The organism is Shewanella sp. 1180_01 (assembly GCF_052850535.1).
The window spans coordinates 319,935-343,351 of the sequence record NZ_VXCT01000001.1; the positions used below are offsets into that span (position 1 = coordinate 319,935).

Annotated in this window: 29 protein-coding genes; all 29 read left to right on the forward strand. The window is 48.0% G+C overall.

What is annotated here, in order from left to right:
* Positions 1-11 precede the first annotated feature (11 nt).
* The 29 genes from FW758_RS01475 to FW758_RS01615 all read left to right on the forward strand — a co-directional run bounded on the left by FW758_RS01475 (position 12) and on the right by FW758_RS01615 (position 23,304).
* Positions 12-596, forward strand: a complete 585-nt coding sequence (locus tag FW758_RS01475) for a glycoside hydrolase family 108 protein (RefSeq protein WP_446444441.1) — start codon at positions 12-14, stop codon at positions 594-596.
* A complete protein-coding gene (locus tag FW758_RS01480) occupies positions 597-857 on the forward strand; it encodes a hypothetical protein (RefSeq protein WP_446444442.1) in 261 nt (86 codons plus the stop codon).
* A complete protein-coding gene (locus FW758_RS01485) occupies positions 842-1,450 on the forward strand; it encodes a hypothetical protein (RefSeq protein ID WP_446444443.1) in 609 nt (202 codons plus the stop codon). Before FW758_RS01480 ends, FW758_RS01485 begins: the two co-directional genes overlap by 16 nt.
* Complete coding sequence (locus FW758_RS01490) at positions 1,450-1,665, forward strand: TraR/DksA family transcriptional regulator (RefSeq protein ID WP_432342535.1); 216 nt, start codon at positions 1,450-1,452, stop codon at positions 1,663-1,665. The genes FW758_RS01485 and FW758_RS01490 overlap by 1 nt, the downstream gene beginning before the upstream one ends.
* Entirely contained in the window at positions 1,665-1,967 is a 303-nt protein-coding gene (locus tag FW758_RS01495) for a DUF2730 family protein (protein ID WP_347674911.1), read from the forward strand. The genes FW758_RS01490 and FW758_RS01495 overlap by 1 nt, the downstream gene beginning before the upstream one ends.
* Positions 1,968-1,975: 8 nt before the next feature.
* Entirely contained in the window at positions 1,976-2,266 is a 291-nt protein-coding gene (locus tag FW758_RS01500; protein ID WP_105251997.1) for a VpaChn25_0724 family phage protein, read from the forward strand.
* A 9-nt stretch (positions 2,267-2,275) separates the two neighbouring features.
* Positions 2,276-2,869 (forward strand): DUF3486 family protein, encoded by a 594-nt coding sequence (locus FW758_RS01505; RefSeq protein WP_446444444.1) that lies wholly within the window; start codon positions 2,276-2,278, stop codon positions 2,867-2,869.
* Entirely contained in the window at positions 2,869-4,527 is a 1,659-nt protein-coding gene (locus tag FW758_RS01510; RefSeq protein ID WP_446444445.1) for a terminase large subunit domain-containing protein, read from the forward strand. The genes FW758_RS01505 and FW758_RS01510 overlap by 1 nt, the downstream gene beginning before the upstream one ends.
* The gene (locus tag FW758_RS01515; protein WP_446444446.1) at positions 4,524-6,089 is read left to right on the forward strand and encodes a DUF935 domain-containing protein; all 1,566 of its coding nucleotides are present in this window, start codon (positions 4,524-4,526) and stop codon (positions 6,087-6,089) included. The genes FW758_RS01510 and FW758_RS01515 overlap by 4 nt, the downstream gene beginning before the upstream one ends.
* Positions 6,082-6,861, forward strand: coding sequence for a phage head morphogenesis protein (locus FW758_RS01520; RefSeq protein WP_446444447.1), 780 nt, complete (start codon positions 6,082-6,084; stop codon positions 6,859-6,861). Before FW758_RS01515 ends, FW758_RS01520 begins: the two co-directional genes overlap by 8 nt.
* A 342-nt stretch (positions 6,862-7,203) precedes the next feature.
* On the forward strand, positions 7,204-8,166 hold the full coding sequence (locus FW758_RS01525) for a phage protease (protein WP_446444448.1): 963 nt from the start codon (positions 7,204-7,206) through the stop codon (positions 8,164-8,166).
* Entirely contained in the window at positions 8,166-9,065 is a 900-nt protein-coding gene (locus tag FW758_RS01530) for a Mu-like prophage major head subunit gpT family protein (RefSeq protein WP_446444449.1), read from the forward strand. Before FW758_RS01525 ends, FW758_RS01530 begins: the two co-directional genes overlap by 1 nt.
* A 92-nt stretch (positions 9,066-9,157) precedes the next feature.
* Entirely contained in the window at positions 9,158-9,796 is a 639-nt protein-coding gene (locus tag FW758_RS01535; protein WP_446444450.1) for a hypothetical protein, read from the forward strand.
* 10 nt (positions 9,797-9,806) lie between these two features.
* Positions 9,807-10,238 carry a gp436 family protein gene (locus FW758_RS01540; protein ID WP_347674927.1) on the forward strand — a complete coding sequence of 144 codons (432 nt, stop codon included), beginning with the start codon at positions 9,807-9,809 and terminating at the stop codon, positions 10,236-10,238.
* Positions 10,238-10,780, forward strand: a complete 543-nt coding sequence (locus tag FW758_RS01545; protein WP_446444451.1) for a phage virion morphogenesis protein — start codon at positions 10,238-10,240, stop codon at positions 10,778-10,780. Before FW758_RS01540 ends, FW758_RS01545 begins: the two co-directional genes overlap by 1 nt.
* Positions 10,777-11,370 (forward strand): hypothetical protein, encoded by a 594-nt coding sequence (locus tag FW758_RS01550; protein WP_446444452.1) that lies wholly within the window; start codon positions 10,777-10,779, stop codon positions 11,368-11,370. The genes FW758_RS01545 and FW758_RS01550 overlap by 4 nt, the downstream gene beginning before the upstream one ends.
* Positions 11,371-11,378: 8 nt before the next feature.
* A complete protein-coding gene (locus tag FW758_RS01555) occupies positions 11,379-11,591 on the forward strand; it encodes a hypothetical protein (RefSeq protein WP_446444453.1) in 213 nt (70 codons plus the stop codon).
* Entirely contained in the window at positions 11,566-11,745 is a 180-nt protein-coding gene (locus FW758_RS01560; RefSeq protein WP_446444454.1) for a DUF2635 domain-containing protein, read from the forward strand. The genes FW758_RS01555 and FW758_RS01560 overlap by 26 nt, the downstream gene beginning before the upstream one ends.
* 2 nt (positions 11,746-11,747) lie before the next feature.
* Positions 11,748-13,229 (forward strand): phage tail sheath subtilisin-like domain-containing protein, encoded by a 1,482-nt coding sequence (locus FW758_RS01565; RefSeq protein ID WP_446444455.1) that lies wholly within the window; start codon positions 11,748-11,750, stop codon positions 13,227-13,229.
* A gap of 16 nt (positions 13,230-13,245) precedes the next feature.
* Positions 13,246-13,602: a phage tail tube protein gene (locus tag FW758_RS01570; RefSeq protein WP_446444456.1), complete on the forward strand. Its 357-nt coding sequence runs from the start codon at positions 13,246-13,248 to the stop codon at positions 13,600-13,602.
* On the forward strand, positions 13,602-13,946 hold the full coding sequence (locus FW758_RS01575) for a phage tail assembly protein (RefSeq protein ID WP_446444457.1): 345 nt from the start codon (positions 13,602-13,604) through the stop codon (positions 13,944-13,946). Before FW758_RS01570 ends, FW758_RS01575 begins: the two co-directional genes overlap by 1 nt.
* 125 nt (positions 13,947-14,071) lie before the next feature.
* Positions 14,072-15,823 (forward strand): hypothetical protein, encoded by a 1,752-nt coding sequence (locus FW758_RS01580; protein WP_446444458.1) that lies wholly within the window; start codon positions 14,072-14,074, stop codon positions 15,821-15,823.
* Positions 15,824-15,844: 21 nt separating this feature from the next.
* Complete coding sequence (locus FW758_RS01585) at positions 15,845-17,161, forward strand: DNA circularization protein (RefSeq protein ID WP_446444459.1); 1,317 nt, start codon at positions 15,845-15,847, stop codon at positions 17,159-17,161.
* Positions 17,161-18,261 (forward strand): phage baseplate assembly protein, encoded by a 1,101-nt coding sequence (locus FW758_RS01590; protein WP_446444460.1) that lies wholly within the window; start codon positions 17,161-17,163, stop codon positions 18,259-18,261. The genes FW758_RS01585 and FW758_RS01590 overlap by 1 nt, the downstream gene beginning before the upstream one ends.
* A complete protein-coding gene (locus tag FW758_RS01595; RefSeq protein WP_446444461.1) occupies positions 18,251-18,898 on the forward strand; it encodes a phage baseplate assembly protein V in 648 nt (215 codons plus the stop codon). Before FW758_RS01590 ends, FW758_RS01595 begins: the two co-directional genes overlap by 11 nt.
* A gap of 7 nt (positions 18,899-18,905) precedes the next feature.
* Positions 18,906-19,373 (forward strand): phage GP46 family protein, encoded by a 468-nt coding sequence (locus FW758_RS01600; RefSeq protein WP_446444462.1) that lies wholly within the window; start codon positions 18,906-18,908, stop codon positions 19,371-19,373.
* Complete coding sequence (locus tag FW758_RS01605; protein WP_446444463.1) at positions 19,363-20,430, forward strand: baseplate J/gp47 family protein; 1,068 nt, start codon at positions 19,363-19,365, stop codon at positions 20,428-20,430. The genes FW758_RS01600 and FW758_RS01605 overlap by 11 nt, the downstream gene beginning before the upstream one ends.
* Positions 20,415-20,999, forward strand: coding sequence for a YmfQ family protein (locus tag FW758_RS01610; protein WP_446444464.1), 585 nt, complete (start codon positions 20,415-20,417; stop codon positions 20,997-20,999). The genes FW758_RS01605 and FW758_RS01610 overlap by 16 nt, the downstream gene beginning before the upstream one ends.
* A 67-nt stretch (positions 21,000-21,066) precedes the next feature.
* On the forward strand, positions 21,067-23,304 hold the full coding sequence (locus FW758_RS01615; RefSeq protein WP_446444465.1) for a hypothetical protein: 2,238 nt from the start codon (positions 21,067-21,069) through the stop codon (positions 23,302-23,304).
* Positions 23,305-23,417: the final 113 nt, after the last annotated feature.

The window sequence follows — 23,417 nt, forward strand, 5'->3', positions numbered from 1 at the left end:
GTTGTGCTTTTATGTTTTCATCCTCTCACTCTTTTGTCGGCATAGCGTTTTCAACCGCTGGATACTCGCCTGAGTTTATTCATGCTGTGCGCTTTATACTGATTGAAGAAGGCGCACTCAATCAAGACGGTACCCCCAAACCGAACCTTGGCTATGTGAATGATCCCAAAGATGCTGGCGGTGAAACCAAAGGCGGTATCAGTAAACGCGCATTCCCTAACCTCGACATCGCCGCGCTCACCTTAGATAAAATCGTTTCTATTTATCACACCTATTATTGGAAACCCGCGTTCTGTGCGCAGTGGTCTGGCCCTGTTGCGCTGTATACCTTCGATGCTGCTGTACAGCATGGAGTGCCCAATGCGCTGTTGATGCTGCAAGAAATCGCTGGCACTAAAGCCGATGGCAAGATTGGCCCCGCCACTCGCGCCGCTGTGAATGGCTGCGATGTTGAATACCTCTGTGCCCGTTATGGCCTGCGCCGTGCGCGTTTCTATGCCCGTATCATCATAAAGAATATTACCCAAGGTCGTTTTATTGAAGGCTGGCATAACCGCTTAGTCAGCCTGACTAGTGCGGCGTGGGAGATCCAATAGATGGGTAAGAACTGGGACTACTCAAAAGCTAAGGGGCGCGAGATGCGCCTTAATGCTGAACTGCGTTTTTATCACACTGGCGAGCCTGTACCTCAGCCGCCGTTGTTTAGCCATTGCGGCACTATGCAAGCGCACTTTAATCATGCCTGGCATAACGTTTCTCAATGCGATATCCGCATTCATCTCAATCAATCTATTGTGCCCACTGGCACTGACAAATTATCCAAACTTAGGAGCTTACGACAATGGCACTCCCTCTAATTATGGCTGTGGCACAAATGGCTATGCAGGTTGGCCCTGCTGCAATTCGTGGTATTTCATCACTCTTTGGCGGCAGTGATACCGCCGATAAAATCGCAGGAATGGTTGAGCAAGTCGATGACGTACTTGGCTTTAGCAGTGAGCAAAAAGAAATGGCGCTTACTCGCAAAATGCAAACGCTATCACCCGAGTCGATGGTGGAACTTGAGCGCATTAAAGTGGAAATGGAAAAGGAGATCACCCGCCGCCAAGAGCTTGCGCTTAACGATAAGCAGGTCGAGCACCACGAAACTCAAGAGACAATCCGCAGTGGCGATAAAGCCGAAGATCCTTACATCCGTACCACTCGGCCATTAATGGCGCGTCAGTCCATGTGGGCAGTGATCCTCTATTGCTTTTTGATGGAAGTACTTAATGCCTTTGGCTATGGCGTGGGCATTGATGTGTCAGTTGCTGCGCTGCTATCGAGCCCCGCGTGGGCTTACCTTGGCTTACGTACCCTAGACGGCTTTGCCCCGCACCCCAAGGGCAGCGGCCAAAAAGTGGTTGGTACACTCATGAACGTTGGCGCCAACATTATCAAGGGGCGTTAATGACTAACCCATTTGATCGCGCACAGGAAGTTGAGCAGGTGTTTAGAGATAACGCCATTGCTCGGCAGTTAGACCATGCCGTTGAACAACCCTTAATAGATAAACACGGTAGCCGTTTTTGTGTCGCCTGTTGCGAGCCAATCCCGTCAGCGCGTTTAGCTGCTAACAAAAATGCGGTGCGCTGTATTGATTGCCAAACGGCTAAGGAACGCTAATGGAGATCTGGCTTAAATCTAACTGGCCCATGGTATCTACATTATTCGGTATTGCTTGGATGGTAATTCTAACATTGCTCTCTAAGACGTATGCCAAGCGCGAAGACTTAGCCAAGGTTGAAAAGAAAGTGGACGAGTTAAAAGCTCACGTTGATAACTTACCAACTCAAAAGCAGATGACGGATCTGCTAATTGCATTAGAGCGAACCAATGGAAAAATTGAATCACTCGAAGCCAAAATTAGACCAGTAGAACACCTTGCACAACTGCTATTAGAACAGCGTTTAAAGGATGATAAATAGGGGATCATATGTCATTTAAAGAGCTATTAATCGAAGACCAACGGCTAGTGATCTTACGCTCTTTGCGTGAGATGCCAGCCTATGAAGCCAATGAATCAATTGTTGATTCTTGTCTTGAAGCCTACGGCCATAACATTAGCCGCGACCAAGTACGCACTCATTTAGCATGGCTCGAAGAACAAGGCTTAGTATCAGTGCGTAATTTATCCGAGTGTCAAATTGCCCGCTTAACTGGCCGTGGTGAAGATGTGGCATCCGGTCAAGCAACAGTGCCAGGTGTTAAACGCCCACGGGCATAAGGGGGCACTATGTCTAATCTTACTAATGCAAAGAGTAGCCGTAAGTCAAAGGTGAATTTGCTGCCGCAGGAAATTCGCGATCAACTGCATGCGCTGTTACGCAGTGGCAGCATGCATCAAAAAGATATCCTTGAAGCCGTCAATCAAATGATTGATGAAGCGGGTTTGCCAGAAGATGCCAAGCTATCGCGCACCGGGTTTAATCGCTTTGCTAAAAAGTTTGAAACCATAGGTGAACGTATTCGCCAAAGCCGCGAAGTTGCCGAAGTATGGACAGCCAAGCTAGGCGAAGCGCCCACATCTGATGTGGGCAAGCTGCTGCAAGAATTTGTGCGCACAATGGCGTTTGAAACCTCAATGAAGATGATGGACGCCGCCGAAGAAGAAGACGCTGAACCCATTTCCCCCAAAGCACTTGGGCAGTTAGCGCTTGTGGTGCAGCGCATCGAAGCCGCCGCTATGTCGAGCATTAAAGTTGAGAAAGAGATCCGTAGTGCCTTTGCAATTGAAGCCGCCGATAAAGCGGTGAAAGTCGCCAAGACAGCTGGCTTAACTAAAGATGCGGTTGAGTTACTTAAGCGTGAAATATTGGGGATTGCATAATGAGCATTAAGCAAAAGGTATTAGGTGCCGCTGCTGGTGTTGCTTTAGCGCTGAGCAGTTCGGCCAGTACCTTTGATCCTACTTATGAAGCGTCAGTTCTTAGTCGCTTTGATCCTACTGCGGTATTGCTCGGCTACCAAAAAGATTGGATAGCTGATGAAGCCCCATTAAAGATTGGCGAGAAGTCACGCCGAACGGGGCTAACTTGGGCTGAGGCATGTGATGCTTCACTGTGTGCCAGTGCGGCACGCGGCCAAGGTGGGACCAATCATTTCTATGTGGGTTCCAACAAAGAAATGGCGCGGGAGTTTATTGATGCTGCGGCCATGTGGGCCAAGGTATTCAATAAAGCGGCTGGCGAGATCCAAGAAGAATTATTTATTGACGATGGTCAGGACGGTAAAGAGATCCTGACCTTCTGCATTTACTTTGCATCCGGTTTTAAAATTCAAGCGTTATCCAGTAACCCGTCAAACCTACGGGGTATGCAGGGTAACGTCACCATTGATGAGGCCGCATTCCACGAGAAGCTAGCCGAAGTCCTTAAGGCCGCTTTAGCGCTCACTATGTGGGGCGCAAAGATACGCTTGATCTCAACCCACAATGGCACAGATAACCTATTTAATACCCTGATTAACGATTCCCGTGCGGGTAAAAAAGATTACTCAGTGCACCGCATCACCTTAGATGATGCCTGCGCGGATGGTCTATACAAACGTATATGCCAGGTTCGCGGTAAAGAGTGGAGCCAAGCGGCTGAGGATGAATGGAAAGCAGGCTTGATCAAAGCCACTGCTACTGAAGAAGACGCCCAAGAAGAATACTACTGTGTACCTAAGAACGGTGGCGGCGCTTACATTAGCCGTGGCCTACGTGAACGCGCCGCGATACTCGATGCCCCCGTGCTGCGCTTTACCGGATCAACTTTGTTTAACCAAGCAAGCGAACATGCGCGTAAGGGTGAGATGCAAGAGTGGTTAGAGCAAGAGCTTGAGCCTGTACTTAAGAACTTGCCTGTAAATTTGCGCCATGCACTCGGTGAAGACTTTGCGCGGAGTGGCGACTTAACCGTGTTCGCCCCAATCACTGTTGAAGAAAACACTAAGCGCACTGTGCCGTTTTTAGTTGAGTTAAAAAACGTGCCATTCAAGCAGCAAGAACAAGCGCTGTATTACATCTGTGATCGCCTACCAAGACGAGACGGTATCTATCTCGATGCCCGTGGTAACGGCCAATACTTAGCCGAACAAGCCCGTTATAAATACGGTGCTGAGGTGGTTGAGGTCATGCTGTCTGTGGCCTTCTATCGCGAGAACATGCCGCGCTTTAAAGCCTTATTTGAAGACGATGAGATCTTGCTGCCTAAGCATGAAGATGTGATTACCGACTTAGGCCAGATCCAAATCTATCGTGGTGTGCCAGGCATTGACGATAGCCGCACCACTGGCAGTGACGGAAACAAGCGCCACGGCGATAGTGCAGTCGCTATCTTCTTAGGGATCTTGGCGTCTAAAGCCGACATCACTCGTTATGAACTGCACACAATCAAAGCCGAGCAAGATGAGCAACACCGCAAATTCTTTGGCACAGCCGCCGATAACAACCGATTTGAAGACAGACCGCACCAAGACTTACGCGGCAAAGGGATAAGACTATGAGCAGCATTTTAGACCCGTCTACGGGCAAGCCTTTTAAAGTCGATCAGCAGGTAATGAGTCAAGACATTGCCCGTGCTTATACCACTGGGGTGCGCAATCCACGCGCTAACCCAGTGGCATCAAGCTTAACGCCCCACCGTCTGGCGGCTGTGCTGCGTAGTGTGATCGACGGTAACGACCCCGAAGCCTACATGACGCTGGCCGAAGAAATTGAAGAGCGTGATCTGCATTACTCGGCGCAGCTGCGAACGCGCAAGTTAGCTGTGGCCGCAATAGCGCCAACAGTAGAAGCGGCCAGTGATGAAGCCATTGATGTGCTTATGGCTGAACGTGTGCGGGAGATCATGGACGATGACCAAATCCCTGAGTTGTTTTTCGACTTGCTCGATGGCCTAGGGAAAGGCTTGGCCGTGGTGCAAATTCTTTGGGATACCCAATCCACCCCATGGAAACCTCAGGATTATAAATGGGTAGACCCACGTTACTTGCGCCAAGATCAAGAAACGCTTGAGCAGATATTGCTCATTAGTGAAGATGCGCCCATGGGTGCGCCACTTGATCCATATAAGTTTATATTGCACACGCCGCGTTCTAAGTCGGGTAGCGTGTGGCGCAATGGCCTAGCGCGTTTAGTGGCTGTGATGTACATGCTTAAGTCGTTCACCATTCGAGATTGGTGGGCGTTCGCTGAGGTGTTTGGCATCCCAGTGCGCATTGGTAAGTACGGCGCGAACGCCAGCACAGATGACATTGATACATTGATTAATGCTATTGGCCGGATAGCCAGCGATGCGGGTGCCGTGATCCCTGAGTCGATGAAAATTGAAATGGTTGAAACGGCCAAAGGCAATGGCGGTAATACCCTGTTTGAGAACATGGCCCGTTGGTGTGATGAGCAAGTATCAAAAGCCGTTCTCGGCCAAACCATGACCGCCGATAACGGCAGCTCGCAATCCCAAGCAACTGTGCATAACGAAGTGCGCATTGACATTGCCAAGTGGGATGCGCGGCAACTTGAGTCATCAATCAATGAGTACTTGATCAAGCCATACATCATACTTAACTGGGGTGTGCAGCTGCGTTATCCGAAAGTGCGGATCAAGGTACCTGAGCCAGAAGACTTAAAGATGTTTGTCGAAAGCATCACGCCATTGGTTGACCGTGGCCTAAAAGTCTCGACCTCTGAAATGTCTGATAAGTTTGGTTTGAGCACAGTGAAAGACGGTGAAGAAATCTTAATGCCGCTACAGTCTGCCAGTATGCTTGATATGCCGATTGCAACGAATCGCCAGCATGAGCAGCGTATAGCCATTAACCGCGTGATGAATACTGCGGAAGCCGAGATTGATGCACTGACTAATGAGGCTATGAGCGAGTGGGAACAAGTCGCCGACGAGTTTATGAATCCGATTATTGAACTTGCTAACAAGTCAGCCAGCTATGAGCAGTTCGCAGCAGGCTTGCCAGCATTGCAAGAGCAGCTCGGCGCGGAAGTGTTTATCGCCCAGATGGCGCAGTACATGTTCCAGCTACGTGGTCTAGGAGACAACCAAGATGGCTGAACCCTTGATACCTAAAGAAGCACTAGCATGGTTCAAGCGCAAAGGCATTAAGCCAGGCTTCGACTTTCTGGATGTCTGGAAAGAAGAACAGGCCAACGCTTTTACCGTCGCTAAGATGATGAACGCCGATCTACTGGTTGACGTAAAACAAATTGTTGAAGACGCGATTGCCAGCGGCCAAACCTTTGAACAGTTCCGCGATATCCTTAAACCGCTATTAGTGAAGTCAGGTTGGTGGGGGGTGCAGACCATGCAAGATCCATTGACCGACGAAACCAAGCTAGTGCAATTGGGTAGCGAAGGTCGCATAAAAACCATTTACAAAACCAACATGCGCACCGCCAGAAGCGCAGGTCAATGGGAACGTATCCAACGCACTAAGCGCACCTTGCCCTATTTGCTATATCAACTTGGTCCAAGTGAACAACACCGCATTGAGCATCTAAAGTGGAATAACACTTTGTTGCCTGCGGATGATCCGTGGTGGGACGTTCACATGACACCGAACGGTTGGGGCTGCAAGTGTTGGATAAGGCAAGTCTCGCAGTACGAGGCCGACAAGTTGATCGCATCGGGTAAAGTGTCTACCACTTCACCCGCCAGTAAAAATAAGCGCTGGGTAAATCGGCGCACAGGGGAAGTGGAAGAACTGCCGGAGGGGATTGATCCAGGTTGGAACTACAACCCAGGCAAAGGGCGTGAAAGTATGCTTGCCAATGACTTATCTGAAAAAGAAGCGCGAATGCGTCAAACGCTCGCTACTGATGCTTAACTGACTACTGGCTACAAAGTTACTCGCAAAAAAGTTTAAACGTCTGTAGGAAGATTTAAACAGGGTTTAAACATGGTTTGACTTGGTGTTTTAGGTTGGCTTGCAGTTACGCGCTTGCCAACCTGTTTTTTTAGGGTAATCTTTAAGCCCTCATGTTCGTGCTATCAATCTGCATTCGTCTCTCTTCCCCCGATAATTGAACCCCACTATTAGAGCAACCGACGTTATTTATCGTCAGTTGCTTTTTTTATGCATGCTGAACTCCGTTGTTAATCAATATCAGATTACCCATACCAACCACGATTAGGAGGTTGATATGTAATTCTTAACGGAGTTTAACCCATGCCAGTCACTGCCCTAACAGCGCTTTGCTTCAACATGATGGCACTCGAAGCCAATGCGCCAGGCATTTGGCTGCCGATGATACCAGCCGGAAACTTTACAGGGATTGATGGACGTTCATGGATGAACCCTAATCCTGATGCTGTCGTCGCTAGCTTTACCAAAAAACGCCCCTTCGATGTTGAACACGCTACCCATCTAAAAGCGCCAAACGGCGAACCCGCTCCGGCTTATGGTTGGATAACCAAAGTTGAAAACCGTGCTGGTGAGATTTGGGGTTATGTCGAGTGGAACGCCGAAGGCCGCGAAATGATTGATGAGAAGAAGTATGCCTTCTACTCACCAGGCTTTGCCCATGATCCAGCGACAGGCATTGTCTACAGCCTAGCAAGCGCTGGACTCACTAACAGCCCAAACCTAGATGTACCAGCCCTTAACAGAAAAGAGGATGACCCAATGAAGCTGCCAAAGCTTTTGACTGATCTGCTTGGCCTTGCAGAAGATGCCAGCGCAGAACAAGCCGTAGTTGCGATTAACGCAATTAAGCAAGCCGAACAGATTGCGCTTAACCGCACCAATACACCGGACTTAAACAAGTTCATTCCAATTGAGACGCACCAAGTCGCGCTTAACCGTGCCACTACGGCAGAGACTGCGCTCAAGACCATTGCAGATAAAGAGATTGATGCACTGGTACAAACTGCCATTGATGCTGGCAAGGTCGCACCCGCTAACAAAGATATGTTTGTTGGCATGTGTCGCACAGAGGGTGGCATCGAGCAGTTCAAAAACTTTGTGGGTTCGGCTCCAGCTATTGCGACCAACGCACAGAAGAAGCTGCCTGTTGATACTAATGGCGTGGCGGCGCTTGAAGAACATGAAATCGCAATGTGTCGCAAGATGGGTGTCTCTAAAGAAGATTTCCTAGCGGCAAAACAACAAATGAACGTAGGAGCTAACTAATGGCTACTGAAGCACAAGTGCTAGAAGCACTACAGGCCACGATGTCAGCGGCCTATACCAAAGGTTTATCTGCTGCAAAACCGCAGTGGACTATGATTGCAACTGAAGTGCCAAGTGCAAGCGCCGCTAACTTTTATGGCTGGCTAAAAGACTTGCCTGGCATTGTTGAATGGACAGGTGCTCGCCAATTAGCTGACTTGGGTAAGCGCGGCTACTCAGTCGAAAACAAAACCTTTGAAAGCTCAATCTCTATTTCACGCGATAACGTAGATGATGACCAAATTGGTCAGTACGGTGTGATTGCGCAGAACTATGGTGATCAGGTTGCTTACTTCCCAGACACCTTGGCATATCCATTGTTAGCGGCTGGTTTTACGACCTTATGTTATGACGGCCAAAACTACTTTGACACTGACCATCCGTTAGAAACTACGCCAGCTAGCGTATTCTCAAACGTTATCGGTACGCCATCCACTGATACAGGTGAGCCATGGTTCCTGATTGATGACACCAAAGTGCTTAAGCCTATTGTGTTCCAGAACCGTCGCCCATTCGTGTTTAAAAACATGAACCCGAACGAAGAATACACTTGGTTTAATAACAAGTATGCGGCGGGTGTTGATGGCCGTTGTAACGTCGGTTTCTCTTTCCCACAACTGGCGATTGGTTCTAAAGCAGTATTGAACGAAGCCAACTATGCAGCCGCTAAAAAGCTGTTGATGAAGATGAAAAAGGTTGACGGTACGCCAATTGGTACCCGTGCCACTAAGTTAGTTGTTGGTCCTGATAACGAAGCCGCTGCGAAGAAGTTGATCGGCCGCATGTTGATTGAAGGTGGCGACACTAACATCTACTTCAACGATGTTGAGATTGTTATTTCACCAATGATTACTGCATAACCCCAAGCCGAAACAAGCATTAATGGGGCGCAAGGATGCGCCCCATTAATTAGCAACTGAATGGTTTAAACCTTGTTTAAAAGGAGTTCAACGTGAGTGGACAACAAACTAAAGCGCAGAAAGCTAAGGCCGTTACGGCCAATGGAGTTGTACCAGTGGCAACGGATACTGCCATCAATGCGCCGCAAACCGAACAGAACGCGGCCGTAAGTAGTGATGAAGCCAAAGCCAAAGCTGATACAGAAGCAAAAGCTAAGGCAGAAGCAGATGCGTTAGCTAAGGAACAGGAAGAAGCCAAGGCTAAACAGCAAGCAGAAGAACAGGCTAAAGCCGAAGCTGAGGCGAAAGCCAAAGCGGACGAACAGGCCAAACTAAAACCCACTAATCAGGAAGGTTCAAATGAAGGTCATGTATCGCAAGGTAATGATGTCACTAATGGCGCTAACGGTAATGCTCTGCACATCCTTGGAGCCTTTACAGTGCGCGCTAAAACGGACGCTGGATTTTGGCGTTCGGGTGTGCAGTTCCATCGTCTCACAGAAACATTGGTGCTCGTGGTTGATGGGGATCATGTCGGCCAAAACGATGTATCTACGCTTGAGCATGATGCAGAGCGCGTGGTGTGCCTCAGTCTTGAAAAGGCTCAGCGTGTCCACAGTGAACCCCACTTGGTCGTGGCCGACGTGGAACTCGAAAGCCTTATCGATCCAGCTAGCGTAATAGAACAGTAAGGCGGCAGTGATGGCAGTTTATGCAACTAAGCAAGACCTGATTGATCGCGATGAGTCGATGCTGTGGAATTTTGCGATTGACCGCACCACAGGCGAGCTAAGCGATACATTCATCAATCAAGCGTTGGAGCAAGCCGATGATGAGATCAACTCATTCTTAACGCGCTATGCACTGCCCTTGGCCGTTGTGCCAAGCATGTTGAATAAGCTGGCCATCACTATCACTTTCTACTGGTTAGCGGATCGTGATCATCAAGCCACTGACTTATTAGAAAAACGCTATGACAAAGCCATAACTACTTTGAATGCAATCGGTATGGGTAAGCGCGACTTGGGCTTACCTAAGGCTGATAAGCCAACTGAAACCAGTTTGGGCAAAGTGGAGTTAGTGCAAAGCAATGAGCGCATCTTTACCCGCGATAGCTTACGGGGCGTTCTGTAATGTCGATTAGTGTACAGGTCACAGGGACCAATGAGCTGCAACGCTATCAGCAGCTCATGGATACCCTTGGCGATCCTAAGCACAAAGCGGAATTGTTAGATGCCCTCGGCGGCATAGTTGAAAGCCAGACTCGGAGACGTATTGCTGATGAAAAATCATCTCCTGATGGTAAGCCTTGGGCTGCGTGGTCTAGTGCGTATGCCAAGACTCGTCACGGTAATCAGTCGCTATTACAGGGTGACGGGGATTTGCTCGATTCAATCCAGTACGTGGTTGCAAAGGACCAAGTCCATATTGGCTCTCCTTTGGCCTATGCCCATGTACCTCAAAACGGCTTTAGCGGTGCGGTTCAAGTGGATGCGCACACGCGCCTTATTACACAGGCATTTGGCAAAGCGTTGGCGTTCCCAGTCTATCAATCAGTCAGGGCTTTTAGCCGGCTAATGAATATCCCACAGCGAGAGTTTTTAGGCTTAAGCCGTGACAACCAAAACGAAGTGTATGCCGTACTGGGTAGCTTTTTTGAAGGACTGATCCAATGACAACCAGACCCACGTTTAGTGTCGTAGGCTCAACCGTTTGGGCATGCCAACAAGTAGTTGATTATCTAAAGCCAGAGCTTGAGGGCACAGATAAGCAACTTGATCGAGTGCAAACGGTTGAGCGCCACATAGGCAAGTTTGATACGCCGACGGATATTAAGCGCTGGATAGCTAACCGTGATGGCGGCGTTCGTATCGCAGCGCTACGTGTGCCCCAGTACGAGAGCATTGGTAATCGCATCATAGGTACTGTGAACTTTGCCGCTTACGTCTTTACGACTGACCAATTTGGGTACCAGAAAGACGAACGCGCCGAAGTGATTGCGGGAAAGATCGCGGGCTTATTGCTGCGCCGTGGGGCCCTGCCAACCGCTTACAGTAAGGCAGAAGCGGTACGCGGTGACAACATGTATGGCGCGCAGATTGATGACCTTGGCCTTGCAGTATGGTCGGTTAGCTGGACTCAGCAATGGTATTTAGATGAAGAAATCGACCTAAGCACGCTCGATAACTTCGAACGGTTTGGCATTAAAGCCGAATTAGCAGACGGTTCGCCAGTACTCGAAGGCGTGGTGGAATTACCGCAGTAGAGGTGGTTATGAGTTTTGTTTCGTTTGCATTAACAGCTTTATTTTTTGGTTTGATTGGATGCTGGTTTGGTTGGTTGCAAGCTCATCATACCGTTGCAATGGAATGTGAAAAGTTAGGAGGGTTTTACGTAGGTAATGTTGTTTATGAGTGCGTTAAATCAGACCATCCATTAAATGAAAATCAGGAGTTAGAAGATGTTAATCCACATAAAGCCCGCTAAAGCTGCGGTACCAGTACGCAAGCCGAACGGCGAATACCTTAATGCCGAAGGCGAAAAGGTTGAGCGTTCATCTTTTTGGGTGCGTCGCTTAAACGATGTCGATGTAGTCGAAGTTAAAGCTGCCAAAGCAGCAACCACTAAAGCAGGAGCATAACCATGTCACTCGGTAGCATCCCTAACGATATTAAGGCCCCTCTCGTTTATATCGAGATCGAAAACTCTAACGCGCTATCGGGTACGCCTGCACTTGCGCAAAAAGTATTAGTGATCGGTCAGCAGCTGGTAGCAGGAACCGCCACCGCCCTGACCTTAAACCGCATCACCAACAGCGAAAGCCAAATGGATGCGCTGTATGGCAAAGGCTCGATGCTGGCGCGAACACTGAAAATGTTCCGCAAGTCTAACGGCTATACCGATGTCTATGCCTTGGGTGTGGCCGACTTAAGCGCAGGAAGTGCCGCCAAGGGTGAGATCACTATCGCGGCCACCACGGCTAAAGCGGGCGTGATTGCATTGTTAATCGCGGGTGAGTCGGTACAAGTGGGCGTAGACGAAGCCGCAACAGCGGCAACTATTGCCACGGCCATGATTGCCAAGATTAACGCTAATGCAAATCTACCCGTTACCGCAGCACTTAAAGCCGCCACCACCGAAACTGTTGAGTTAACCGCCAAGTGGAAGGGACAAACCACTAACGATATCGATATTCGTTACAACTACTATGATGGCGAGCAGCTGCCGCAGGGTGTCACCTTAACCGTGGTTGAAATGACGGGCGGTGCAGGAACACCAGATATGGATGCGGTTATCGCGACGATTCCGAACGAGTGGTACAACCATTTGGTGATGCCTTATAACGACACCCAATCAATGAACAAGCTACGTGATGAGCTGGTAAATCGTTGGGGCCCACTTAAGATGATTGAAGGCATTGCATACACTGCGTTCCGTGGCACCTTTGCTGAGTCTGGCGCGTTTGGTGTTGCTCGAAATGACTACCTGTTTACCTGTATGGGTACCAACAAAGCGCCCCACTCACCCTGGGAATGGGCAGCAGCTTACGCTGGTCAAGCGTCTTACTCATTAGGTATTGATCCAGCTCGACCACTGCAAACGCTGGTGATGACTAGCCTGTTGCCGCCTGCTAAAGAAATCCAATGGGACCCAACCGAACGCAACTTGTTATTAGGTGACGGCATTGCCACCTATATGGTAACGCCAGGCGGTGAAGTGGCGATTGAGCGCGAAGTGTCTATGTACCGCGAGAACAGCTACGGCGATCCAGACCCAAGCTATTTGGATATCACCACCCCAGCGACCTTGGGCTACCTACGTTATTCACTGCGCGTGATGGTGACTAATAGTTTTCCGCGCCACAAGTTAGCCGGAGACGATGTATTAGCGCGGCTTGATCCAGGTCAGCCTGTTGTCACGCCTAAGATCATGCGTAACGCCATGCTTGCACTTGCAAATAATGACTGGGTTCCAAAAGGCTTAATAGAAGACTTTGACGGCTTTAAAGAGACGTTGCAGGTCTACCGCGATAGCAGCGATCAAAACCGCCTTAACTGCGTGTTCAATCCTGACATCGTTAACCAGTTCCGTATCTTTGCTGCGTTGATGCAGTTCAAACTCTAATTAGGGGGCAATCACAATGGGACAAACTATCCTTGGGCAAGTAACAATACGTGCCAACAACAAAGAATTGAAAACCAAAAAAGGTTCAACATTAAATCCAGGTGGCGCAACAACTACTCCGCATACTGGGAATGGGAAAAACTGGGGATTCTCAAGTGAATATACCGTTCCAACTATATCTGTAGTTATCGCCGCCGCTGAAGATGTTGACGTGCTTGATATCGCAAAAATTAAAAATGCGACATTGACATGGGAAGGTGATAACGGCGTGGACTTCATGATGACGGGAGCAACACAAACTGCGCCGTTTTCTATGAGTGATAGTGGCGATATTACAGGCACATTTCACGGCGATAAGGTCGAGCGCATCTAATGGCTGACATGACGTTTAACCTCACCCATGGCCTCAAAGTTGGCGAAACAGTTAACCTTGAGGTGGGCCTACGTGAGCTCACCTCGGGTGATTATATTGATGCCCAGTTAGCCGCCGAGAAAGTGATCGTCCAAGACGGCAAGGCGATTTGCTACACCTCAGATGTGCTGTACGGCTTGGAGCTATTAGTACGCCAAGTCGAATACATCGGCAAAGTAAACGGGCCTATTAGTGTGAAGGAACTGCGCAAGCTGCACCAAGACGACTTCACTATGTTACAGGTTAAGGCCAGCGAACTAGACCAGATGATTGCAGAGGCGCTAGCAGAACGGGGGCGATCTTAAGGCGCTAGCCGATATTTGCGAGGACTTACAGCTTGCTATGAGTTCTCGTATTCCGCTAAGCGTCTCATCTGCAATGTCCCTGCGTCGCCTTGTTCGTACCTACCGAAAGTTAAGAGAGTTAATCCATGGCCCAGCAACTTAAAACAGATATTATTTTAAACCTTGCTGGCAATCTTGCGGCTAAAGCGCGTCAGTACGGCACATCGATGAGTGACTTTGCCAAAAAGAATGACACGGCAATGACCATGATTAAGCGCTCTACCGAAGTGGCTGGCCGTGGTATTGATACGTTAGGCAATCGCTATGTGGGGATTGCTGCGGCATTTGCTACGGGTGCCACAGTGCGTAGTATTGGCAACTTTAGTGAGCAGATGACCCGCCTAGGCACTAACGCCAAACTGACTGATGACCAAGTTGCCACGCTGAAAGGCAACATCCTTGAGCTAGCCAATCAAAAAGACATCCGCATTGATACCACCCAATTTACCGCCGCTGTTGACGAGCTGTTAGGTAAGACGGGGGACTTTGAGTTTGTGCAGAATAACCTTGAGAACATGGGTTTATTCATGCAAGCGTTTGGTGCCGATGCCAAATCAAGCGGCGCGTTATTTGCCCAGTTCCGCGAGAAAGGTATTAAAGACGCTAAAGAAGTGATGAACGTGATTGATGACTTATACAGTCAGTTCGCCGTGGGTAGCGTAAACGTAAAAGATTTAGCATCAATATCAGAGCAGTTATTTGCGGTATACCAAGGTAAAGGCCCTGCGGCCATTACCCAAATGGCTTCATTGGTTCAGTTGTTTGCAAAAACTAAAGGTAATGCCAACGAATCACTCACCTCGATTCAAGGTGTATTTGCTGCATTCAGTGATAAAAATAAAGTTGAGTTTTTAAATTCAAAAGGTATCAATGTATTTAAAAAAGGCACTAAAGAATTACGCGAACCAATTGAGTTACTGTTAGAGATTTTAGAAGCAGCACAAAATAATCCAATGGCATTAGGTGATGTTTTCGACCAAACAGCAATCCAAGGTTTGACGTCTTTATTTTCTGAGGAGAATAAAGATTTAATCAAGCAAATGAACAAATCTACAGGTGAATATGGGGAAACCCAAAAAGCCGCTGCTAAAAATGCGGCTGAATTTAATAATGCCATTAAGTCGTTAAACACGTCATTTAGTCAATTTGCCGAAAGTCGGTTATCACAACCGATTAGAGACCTTGCTGATGCCATAAACAGTGTGGACGATAAGACCATAGATAACTGGCTCAAATGGGGCGAAGCAGCGCTATGGGTAGTCGGTGGCTTAGTGGCGGCTAAAAAGACCGTTGATGCTGTGTCATGGGTTGGCGATAACTTTGGCGGCAAAGGTAAAGGCAAAAATGGCAAAGGTGGTGCGGGTGGCTTTGCTGATATGGGCGTGATGCCTGTGTATGTCGTCAACATGGGCGCAGGTGGTATGGGTGGCGCTATGGGTGCTGACATTACTGATGCCATGGGTGGTGACAGTAAAGGGAAAAGCAAATGGAGCAAAGTTGGTTCAGCAGCCAAAACAGGTGCAGCTGCATTATTAATGTACCCCATTATTGAATCTATTGCTGATGCTTCGGTAGGTGATACTGATTTTGCTAAATGGGCTAAGGCCACCACACTATCAGATGTATTTCCAAGTATCTTCGGTGAAGAAAAAATTAAAGATGTCGCCAAACCTAACACGAGTTTTGACGCAAAAACTCAATCAGATATCAACAGCTATGCCAGAGCCCTTGAAGGTAGCATTGATCTTAAACTCCACTTAACTGATGAACGGGCAAAGCTTAGCGTATCTAAAGCGCCCATTGGCATCTCCGTTGACCCTGATACGGGTATCAACTAACCCCACGCAAAGGAGTTTTAAATGGCATTCGAAGACCGTTTAACCGCCTCGTTTCGGGGTGTTGAATTTTTACTAGAAGAGGCCGACGGCGAAAGTGGCCGTCGTGCTATCCCCCACGCTTACCCTAAAAAAGAAATTGGCTACACCGAAGACAACGGCAAGGTCTTAACGCAAGAGCGTATTAGTGGCCGTGTTGTCGGTGATAATTACTTTGAGCAATTACAAGCCATTCTTGAGGCATTGAATAAACAAGGACCAGGGGAATTAGTTCACCCTTGGTTTGGTATTCGTAAAGTTCAAGTCGGCAAGGTAAGCCATAAATTAGTGAATCGCATTGACGGCACTGCGACTATTAACTTTGAAGTATTTGAAGTGGGTGAAAACTTATTCCCCAATTCAAAATCTGATACCGCTACTCAAGTAAAAACAGAATCAGCAAATACTAAAGACGCGGTTAATACAGCATTTGAGAATGACTTTGATACCAATACGCTTGATGGTATGGGCGACATGGTTGATGTATTTTTAGATGACTTAGATGAACTCACCCGCAATTTACCCTCGCTACCTGATGACCTGCGCCAATGGACTGATCGCCTTATGCGCACTAAAGATAGCATTGGTGATCTACTCGCTTACCCTGGCGACTTAGCCCGTGAAACAATGGGCTTGCTTGAGGATATTAAAGGCGTAGTCAAAGACCCGATCCGTGCATTAGATGTTTACTCAAATGTGCAAAACCGTTGGGACGGTATGCGCGCAGAACTCGCTGTGACAGGTGGGCTTGCTCGCAATATATCAAGTGACGGTGGCATGGCTGGATCTGTGCCTAAGTTTGCTAACCCCTCAAAAAATGACGCTATGCTGTCGAATGCCCAAACCTTTAAAACGCTGACCTTAAACAGTGCCATTGTGGCTCAGTGTTCTGCCTTAAGTGATGCTGAGATTGTTAAAAAACTGAATGATGAAGCGCAAGTAATTGAGAGCTTATCGGGTGCAGAACGCAACGCGATCTTAACTGGGCAGCAATTAAAAAGTCTTGGCTATGGCATTGCCGATCAACTTGCTCTTTATGCAGCAGCTGCTGTTGATTCGGGTAGTTCGGCAGTCTGGCGGCAGATGCGCGTATTACGCCAAGCTGTATTGGCCGATACTCGTGCCCGTGCTGAATTGTTACCGCAAGTGAGTTTGTATCAAGCTAAAGAAAGCGTGCCAGTTGCCTTGGTCGCGTGGCAGCAAACGGGTAATACCGAGCGCCGTGACAGCATAGTACAACGTAACGGCTTTGCTAACCCCGCATTTATCTTGCCCACTGATACCGTTGAGGTGATCAGCTAATGAGTGAGGAAATCGTATTAAAAGCCGGTGGCAATATTTATCAGGGCTGGACCAAGATAAGCGTTACCCGCTCGCTCGATGCCATGTCGGGTGCATTTGATTTAGAACTCACATGGAAGTGGCAAGGAGACGAACAGCAGTATAAGAAGTTTAAGGAGCCAATCACCCAAGGACAAGCCTGCACGATTGATATCGGTGGCGAGCGCGTGATCACCGGCTACGTAGATGACTGGGTGCCAAGTTACGATGATAGCACTGTGACCATTAGCGTCAGTGGCCGCGATAAAACTGCTGACCTTGTTGATTGCTCTATTGACTATCCAAGCGGCCAATTCAACAGCCAAACGTTAACCCAAATTGCTGAGGTGGTATGTAAGCCTTTCGGCATTAAAGTGATTGTGAATACCGATGTGGGTGAGTTATTCCAACGTATTCAAATCGAACAGGGTGAAACCCCGCACGAACTGTTATCACGCCTCGCTAAGCAGCGTGGCGTGCTACTAACCAGCGATACCTTTGGCAACTTAGTGATTACCCGTGCCAGCAAAGTTAAAGCGGGTGTTTCGTTAATACTGGGTGAAAACGTTAAAGCGGCTCGGGGGCGTTTTAGTTGGCGCCAGCGCTACAGTAATTTCACCATTAAAGCCGCAGGCGCGGCACATGGAAAGGATTGGGATCCTGCCGCTTTAACTTCAGTTGGAGGCATTAAAGCCGATGTGAAAGATAATGAGATTGGCCGCTATCGCCCGTTGATTATTGTTAATGAAGAAATCACTACCGCTGAAGGTGCAGCTAAGCGTGGCCAGTGGGAACGCCAGCGCAGTATCGCTAAAGCCAACAGCGTTGAATATACGGTGACAGGTTGGCGTATTCCGCAAACGGGCAAGCTTTGGAACATCAACACCCTAGTGCCTGTGATTGATGAGATCATGGGGCTAGATGAAGAAATGCTGATTTTATCAATCATGTTCAGTGAAGATGAATCAGGCCGTTTAGCTGTGATTAGCGTAGTGCGCCCTGATGCTATGGACATTCCTGCGGAAGTCGTTAAAGCCACTAAGCTTACAGGCTCAGATTGGAAACAACCAAATGGTAACTGAACGCTATATTGAACGCTTGCTTGCCCCTATCCGCCGCCGCATTACGGGCATGCTTACCCGTGCGGTAGTGAGCGGCATAGTGGAGGACCTACAGCGCCAGAACTTGCAAGTTAAGATGCATGCAGATGAGTCAGCAGACAATATTGAACGCTTCCAAAACTATGGCATGAGTTCATACCCACCAGAAGGTGCTGAGGCGATTGTGGCGGCATTGGGTGGCTCATTATCTGGCTTGGTGGCGATTGCGGTTGAAGATAAAAAATGTCGGCCACAGGGTGAACTTGGCGACGTTTTTCTATACCATCTCGAAGGTCACAAAATCCGCTTAACCGAAGACGGTAAGATTATCCTTACTGCTACTGATGTTATCTTTGAAATCCAAAACAGCTTCACCATTGGAGCAACCGACGTTATTTTCAATGCTTCCAACTCATTCACTATCATCTCACCAGAGTCTTTAATTCAAGGTCCTTTACACGTCACTGGTGGCATATCAACAGACCTCGGGATTTATGCGGTAAGCGGTATTACTTCAGACAGTGTTATCACTGGATCTGATTTAAGCGCGAACAGTATTACTTACCTTGGGCACATCCACAAAGACGCTGAGAGCAGACCGACTACACCACCAGAGTGAGTTAGTTATGAGCGTTAGCATCGTGTTCGACATGATGAAAAATACAGGGCTGCTAATTGAGTTCAATAATGGCGAGGGTGACGGTATCGGAAACGAGATATCCACCCTCGCTTTGATCTCATTGTTCACCGACGCCCGCGCTGATGATTCAGACACCTTACCCGATGATTCAAGCGACCTACGCGGTTGGCCTGGCGATACCTTTTCTTCATCCCCTTGGGGTAGCAAGTTGTGGTTGTTATACCGTGAAAAGATGACCACCGAAGTGCGCAATAAAGCCGTTAAATATGCACAGGACGCGCTCGCTTGGATGCTGCGTGATGACGGTTATGGCGTAACGGCAAAGAGCGTTGTTGTGACAGGTTCTATCCCCAAGTTTCAAACCCTAGCCTTAAATATTGTGATCACTAAACCCGACAACGCAGTGATTTCTTTTACTGTATCAAAACGATGGGAGACACAAAGTGCCGTTTAATGTACCCACGCTTAGAACACTGATTGAAAGCGGTTTAATCGACATTGAAGCGTCGTTAGATTCAATTTTACCTAAGTTTGGCATCGAGCAAGCGCTTAACTCAGCAGTCAGCGGAAGCCTACGTGATTTATATGATTATCAAAGCTGGATAGTACGCCAGATCATCCCTTCATCGGAGTCAGAAGAACAGACGATTATCGACACTGCACGCTCTGAGGGAATCATTCAAAAGCTGGCAACCAGCGCCGCAGGCCCCGTGACATTTGTGGGTAATACCACGATCCCTATTGACACTGTGATGACGCATTCAGATGGCCGCTTGTTTAAAGTGACGCTATCGAATGCGCCATCCGGTGGCAATGTAGTTGTACAAGTAGAAGCAGAGGCAGCAGGGATTGCTGGCAACGTGTTAGCAGGTCAAACGCTTACGCTAATTTCAACTGTGCCAGGCATTCAACCAAATGGCATTGCTGGCAGCATTACGGGCGGAGCAGAACTAGAAACCCCATTAAAAGTACTTGAACGTTTATTGTTCCGTAAGCGCAACCCGCCCATGGGTGGTGCTGTGCATGATTATGTAGGTTGGTGCCGTGAAGTGGCAGGCGTTGATCGCGCGTGGGCAGTGGATAATTACCAAGGACCCGCCACAGTTGGCTATGCCTTTGTATTCGATTCTCGCCCCGATATTTTACCCACCTACATCGACCAGTTGACGATGGCCGATTATATCTATCGCCACAAAGACCCAGCCACCGGAACGGATGTAGGTCGCCCAGGTGGCATAGAAGCGGTTTACATTCCGCTCACCCTCAAAACCACCAACTTAGCCATTGCATTAACCCCCGATACCACTGAGTTGCAGCAGAGCGTTAAAGCCAGTATTGAGGGCTATTTTAAGACACTAAGCCCAGGTTCAATTTTATTGCTAAGTGCTGTACGAACGGCCATAGGCTCAACCGTCGGTGTGAATGATTATGAGCTGGATTTAAGCGCTGATGTCACTGCAATAGACACTGAACTGCATGCATTGGGAGCCATTACATGGGGCACTCCGTAGCACAGTGGACTAACGCTTTATTAGCGCAAATGCCACGCGGAGTGTTGTGGCAGCGAGCAACCTCACTCGACCTATATAAGTACACCCAAGGATATGCGCCAAGGCTAGAACGTGCTGAGCAAAGCGCTGATAACTTGCTGCTTGAGATGCGGCCAGAAACCACGTTAGAGCTACTAGAAGATTGGGAAAACTATTTAGGGCTTCCGGAGTGCGTAGCAGAGCCAGTATCAAGCATTGAATATCGTCGTTATGCAGTGGTTGAGAAGTACCACCGTAAGGGTGGTTTGCAAGCGTGGAATATCCAGAAATTAGCCACTGATTTGGGCTTTACGGTTGAGGTTGATGAGACGTTCCCGCACCACTGTTTACGCTCATGCACTTACCCATTATGGGAACAGAAATATCGCTACATATTGCGGGTGAATGTGTACGGCATACCAGGCGCATACATGACCTGTTTGGATGATGTATTAACCCCTTTGTTAACGTCCGATGCCCGTGTGCTCGAATGCACGCTACAGCGTTACAAAGTGGGCGGATTATTTTACGAGTTTTACTACGCCGTTTAGGCATTTTTCAACATCAACAAAACCGCTTTAAACGGCGTTTAAATGAATTTCGATTAGGAGAGTTAACATGCATCCGTTACACAATGGTTCACAAGCCGAACAGCGCCCAGCAAACAAGCCACGAACAGGCCTAGCAGGCTGGTTTACCGAGTCAGGTGAAAACAATGTTCCCAGCTACCCAGGTGCGGATTGGTTTAACCATGTGATAGCCGAGTTTCAGAATGCATTAAGCGCCGCAGGAGTGGTTTTTGATTCAGAAAGCGATAAAAACCTAGCAAATGCTTTTAATAATTTAGCTTTAAGTTATGAAAGGGTGTTGGGGGAAAACGCTAGAATATGGCCCTTGTTTAGGGATTTAGAAGTCGGAGATTTTATCCCATCATCAGATGCCAATGGTGGGTTGCCAATTACTCACGTCAATGCAAATGGAAATATACATGAGATATATCCATTTGCATCAGGAGAGGTATTGGCTATAACAGACAGCGGATTGAATGTTGGAGGCGTCGCCGTAAAATTTAAAGCCGATCCAGTTAAAACCTTTAAGGCTGGTGATTATGGTTTAACTGTAGGTTCAAATGTAGACAATACCGAACAAGCTCTAGCGATGTTGTCAGGTGCTCAGGCACATGATGGGTATTTTGAGATAGATTTGCAGGGTGGTTTTTTTCGGGTTTATGGTGGAGGTAACCTTTCACCACTTAAGCTTGTCGGAAAAGAATTTACCATAAGAAATGGCGGTTTTTATGCGGCCAACGCCAGTGTATCTCCAGTTTCTGTGGGGTTTCCGTCAACGATAACATTTGACAAGTGTACATATACCGCTGAAAACTTTACCTGTTTTGCAAAAGGTGAAAAGTGGGGGAATACCGATGCGTCATCCAGTTTGGATTATGACGGTCGTGCTAGTTGGATAGCTGAAAATGGAGGCCATGCAATAGCCGTGGTCCGTTCAAAATATAATCATATAAATGTAGCTGGAGCGTTGGCTGGTTCTGTTGCGGCTATCTATTTTGCTTCTTCTAGGGGGGCTGCTCTCGGGGGTAATGCATACTGCGCTAGCCTTGGCTGTTCTGCATACAATGCAGATACGTGGTGTGGCCCGCCTGATGATGTAGGTATTGGTGATTTCATTCACATAACCTCAGGAACAAGTGCTGTTGCAACGGAGCACAAGAGACCCGAAGATGGAAATGTAATAGGCTCTGCCGAATATTGTGGAAAGATGGGATTTCTTGGAGAAGGAGCTACCGGAGAAGATGTTAAAGCGTATATCAATGGGGGTCGTTGGGTTGGGTTTTACGCCAATGGTTCCTCTATGGATCTGGGCAATGCGTTCGGCGCAACAAGTGCGGCGGTTGTCGCTTTCAACCCAACTGTTGGAGATGCGGCCAGCATTATAAGAGTCGATAATTCATCTCCAGTCAAATCAGTTTGTAAGGTTTACAATTGCAGCGGTACTAAGATTGGTTTGACTGGTGTTATGGTGTCAAGCAAATCATTTGGTGAGTGTGATGCGTTCCTGTCAGGTTCGGTCGATATCACATCGGATAAAACATGGCCTGGTAGCGGTGTAGCAGAGCTTGTTAACTCATCAGTAGTAGCCAATAGAGCTGTTAACATAGCGGTCAATGTGGAACTCTCTGCATCGGTCACAGGTAATGCAACCAGGCTTTCACACAACTCAAGAGCTTGTTATGGTGGGATTAAAGTAGCTGGTGGAGACTATAGTCTGGCTCAGTATATCTGCTATTCAAAAGGGTGGGGCGGTGCCGGCGCCAAAACCCGCAGTGGGTTTGTCGCAAAATCCAATCCCGTTTTTAGAATTTTAAGCGCCGCAGCGGTAGATGAAATTATCCATTGGCAAGACGTAGACGATTTTTCCACGGCTACCTATGTATACATTGACATAGCAGACTCAACAATAATTTCAGAAGCATTCAGGCGTGTAGATTTTGTACAGCAAACCTCAGCGTCACGACGTGAGTTGTTATCCTTCCCCAGAACATTAGACAATTGCTATGCCATCGAGGCAGATAAGCCTAGAGAAACAGTAACTGTTAAAGCTATTTCGTCAGGAGGCTTTGCTGGGGAAAATTGGTTATATACGCTCGAGTTTGCTAACAACAAACCAATACTGTTCCCCTGTGCAATTTGTGGCAACAGCTCAATAAGACTTATTCCCTCAGCAAGCGGGGCCGTAGAAGTGGTTGGAAATAAAATACGGCAGACGGTGTTAATAGCTGGCGCTGTAGACTCTGACTTTTTAACCGTCGGCAACGAATACGCCGTTCTCGGAGGGTGAGGTAGAGACTACAAAGTTGGACACTAACCGCGATGCTCAGCCTTGTAGTCTCTCTTGCTCAAACACCACGGCTCGCAACACTGGGTGAAATAACGACCGCCTAGCATCGATAC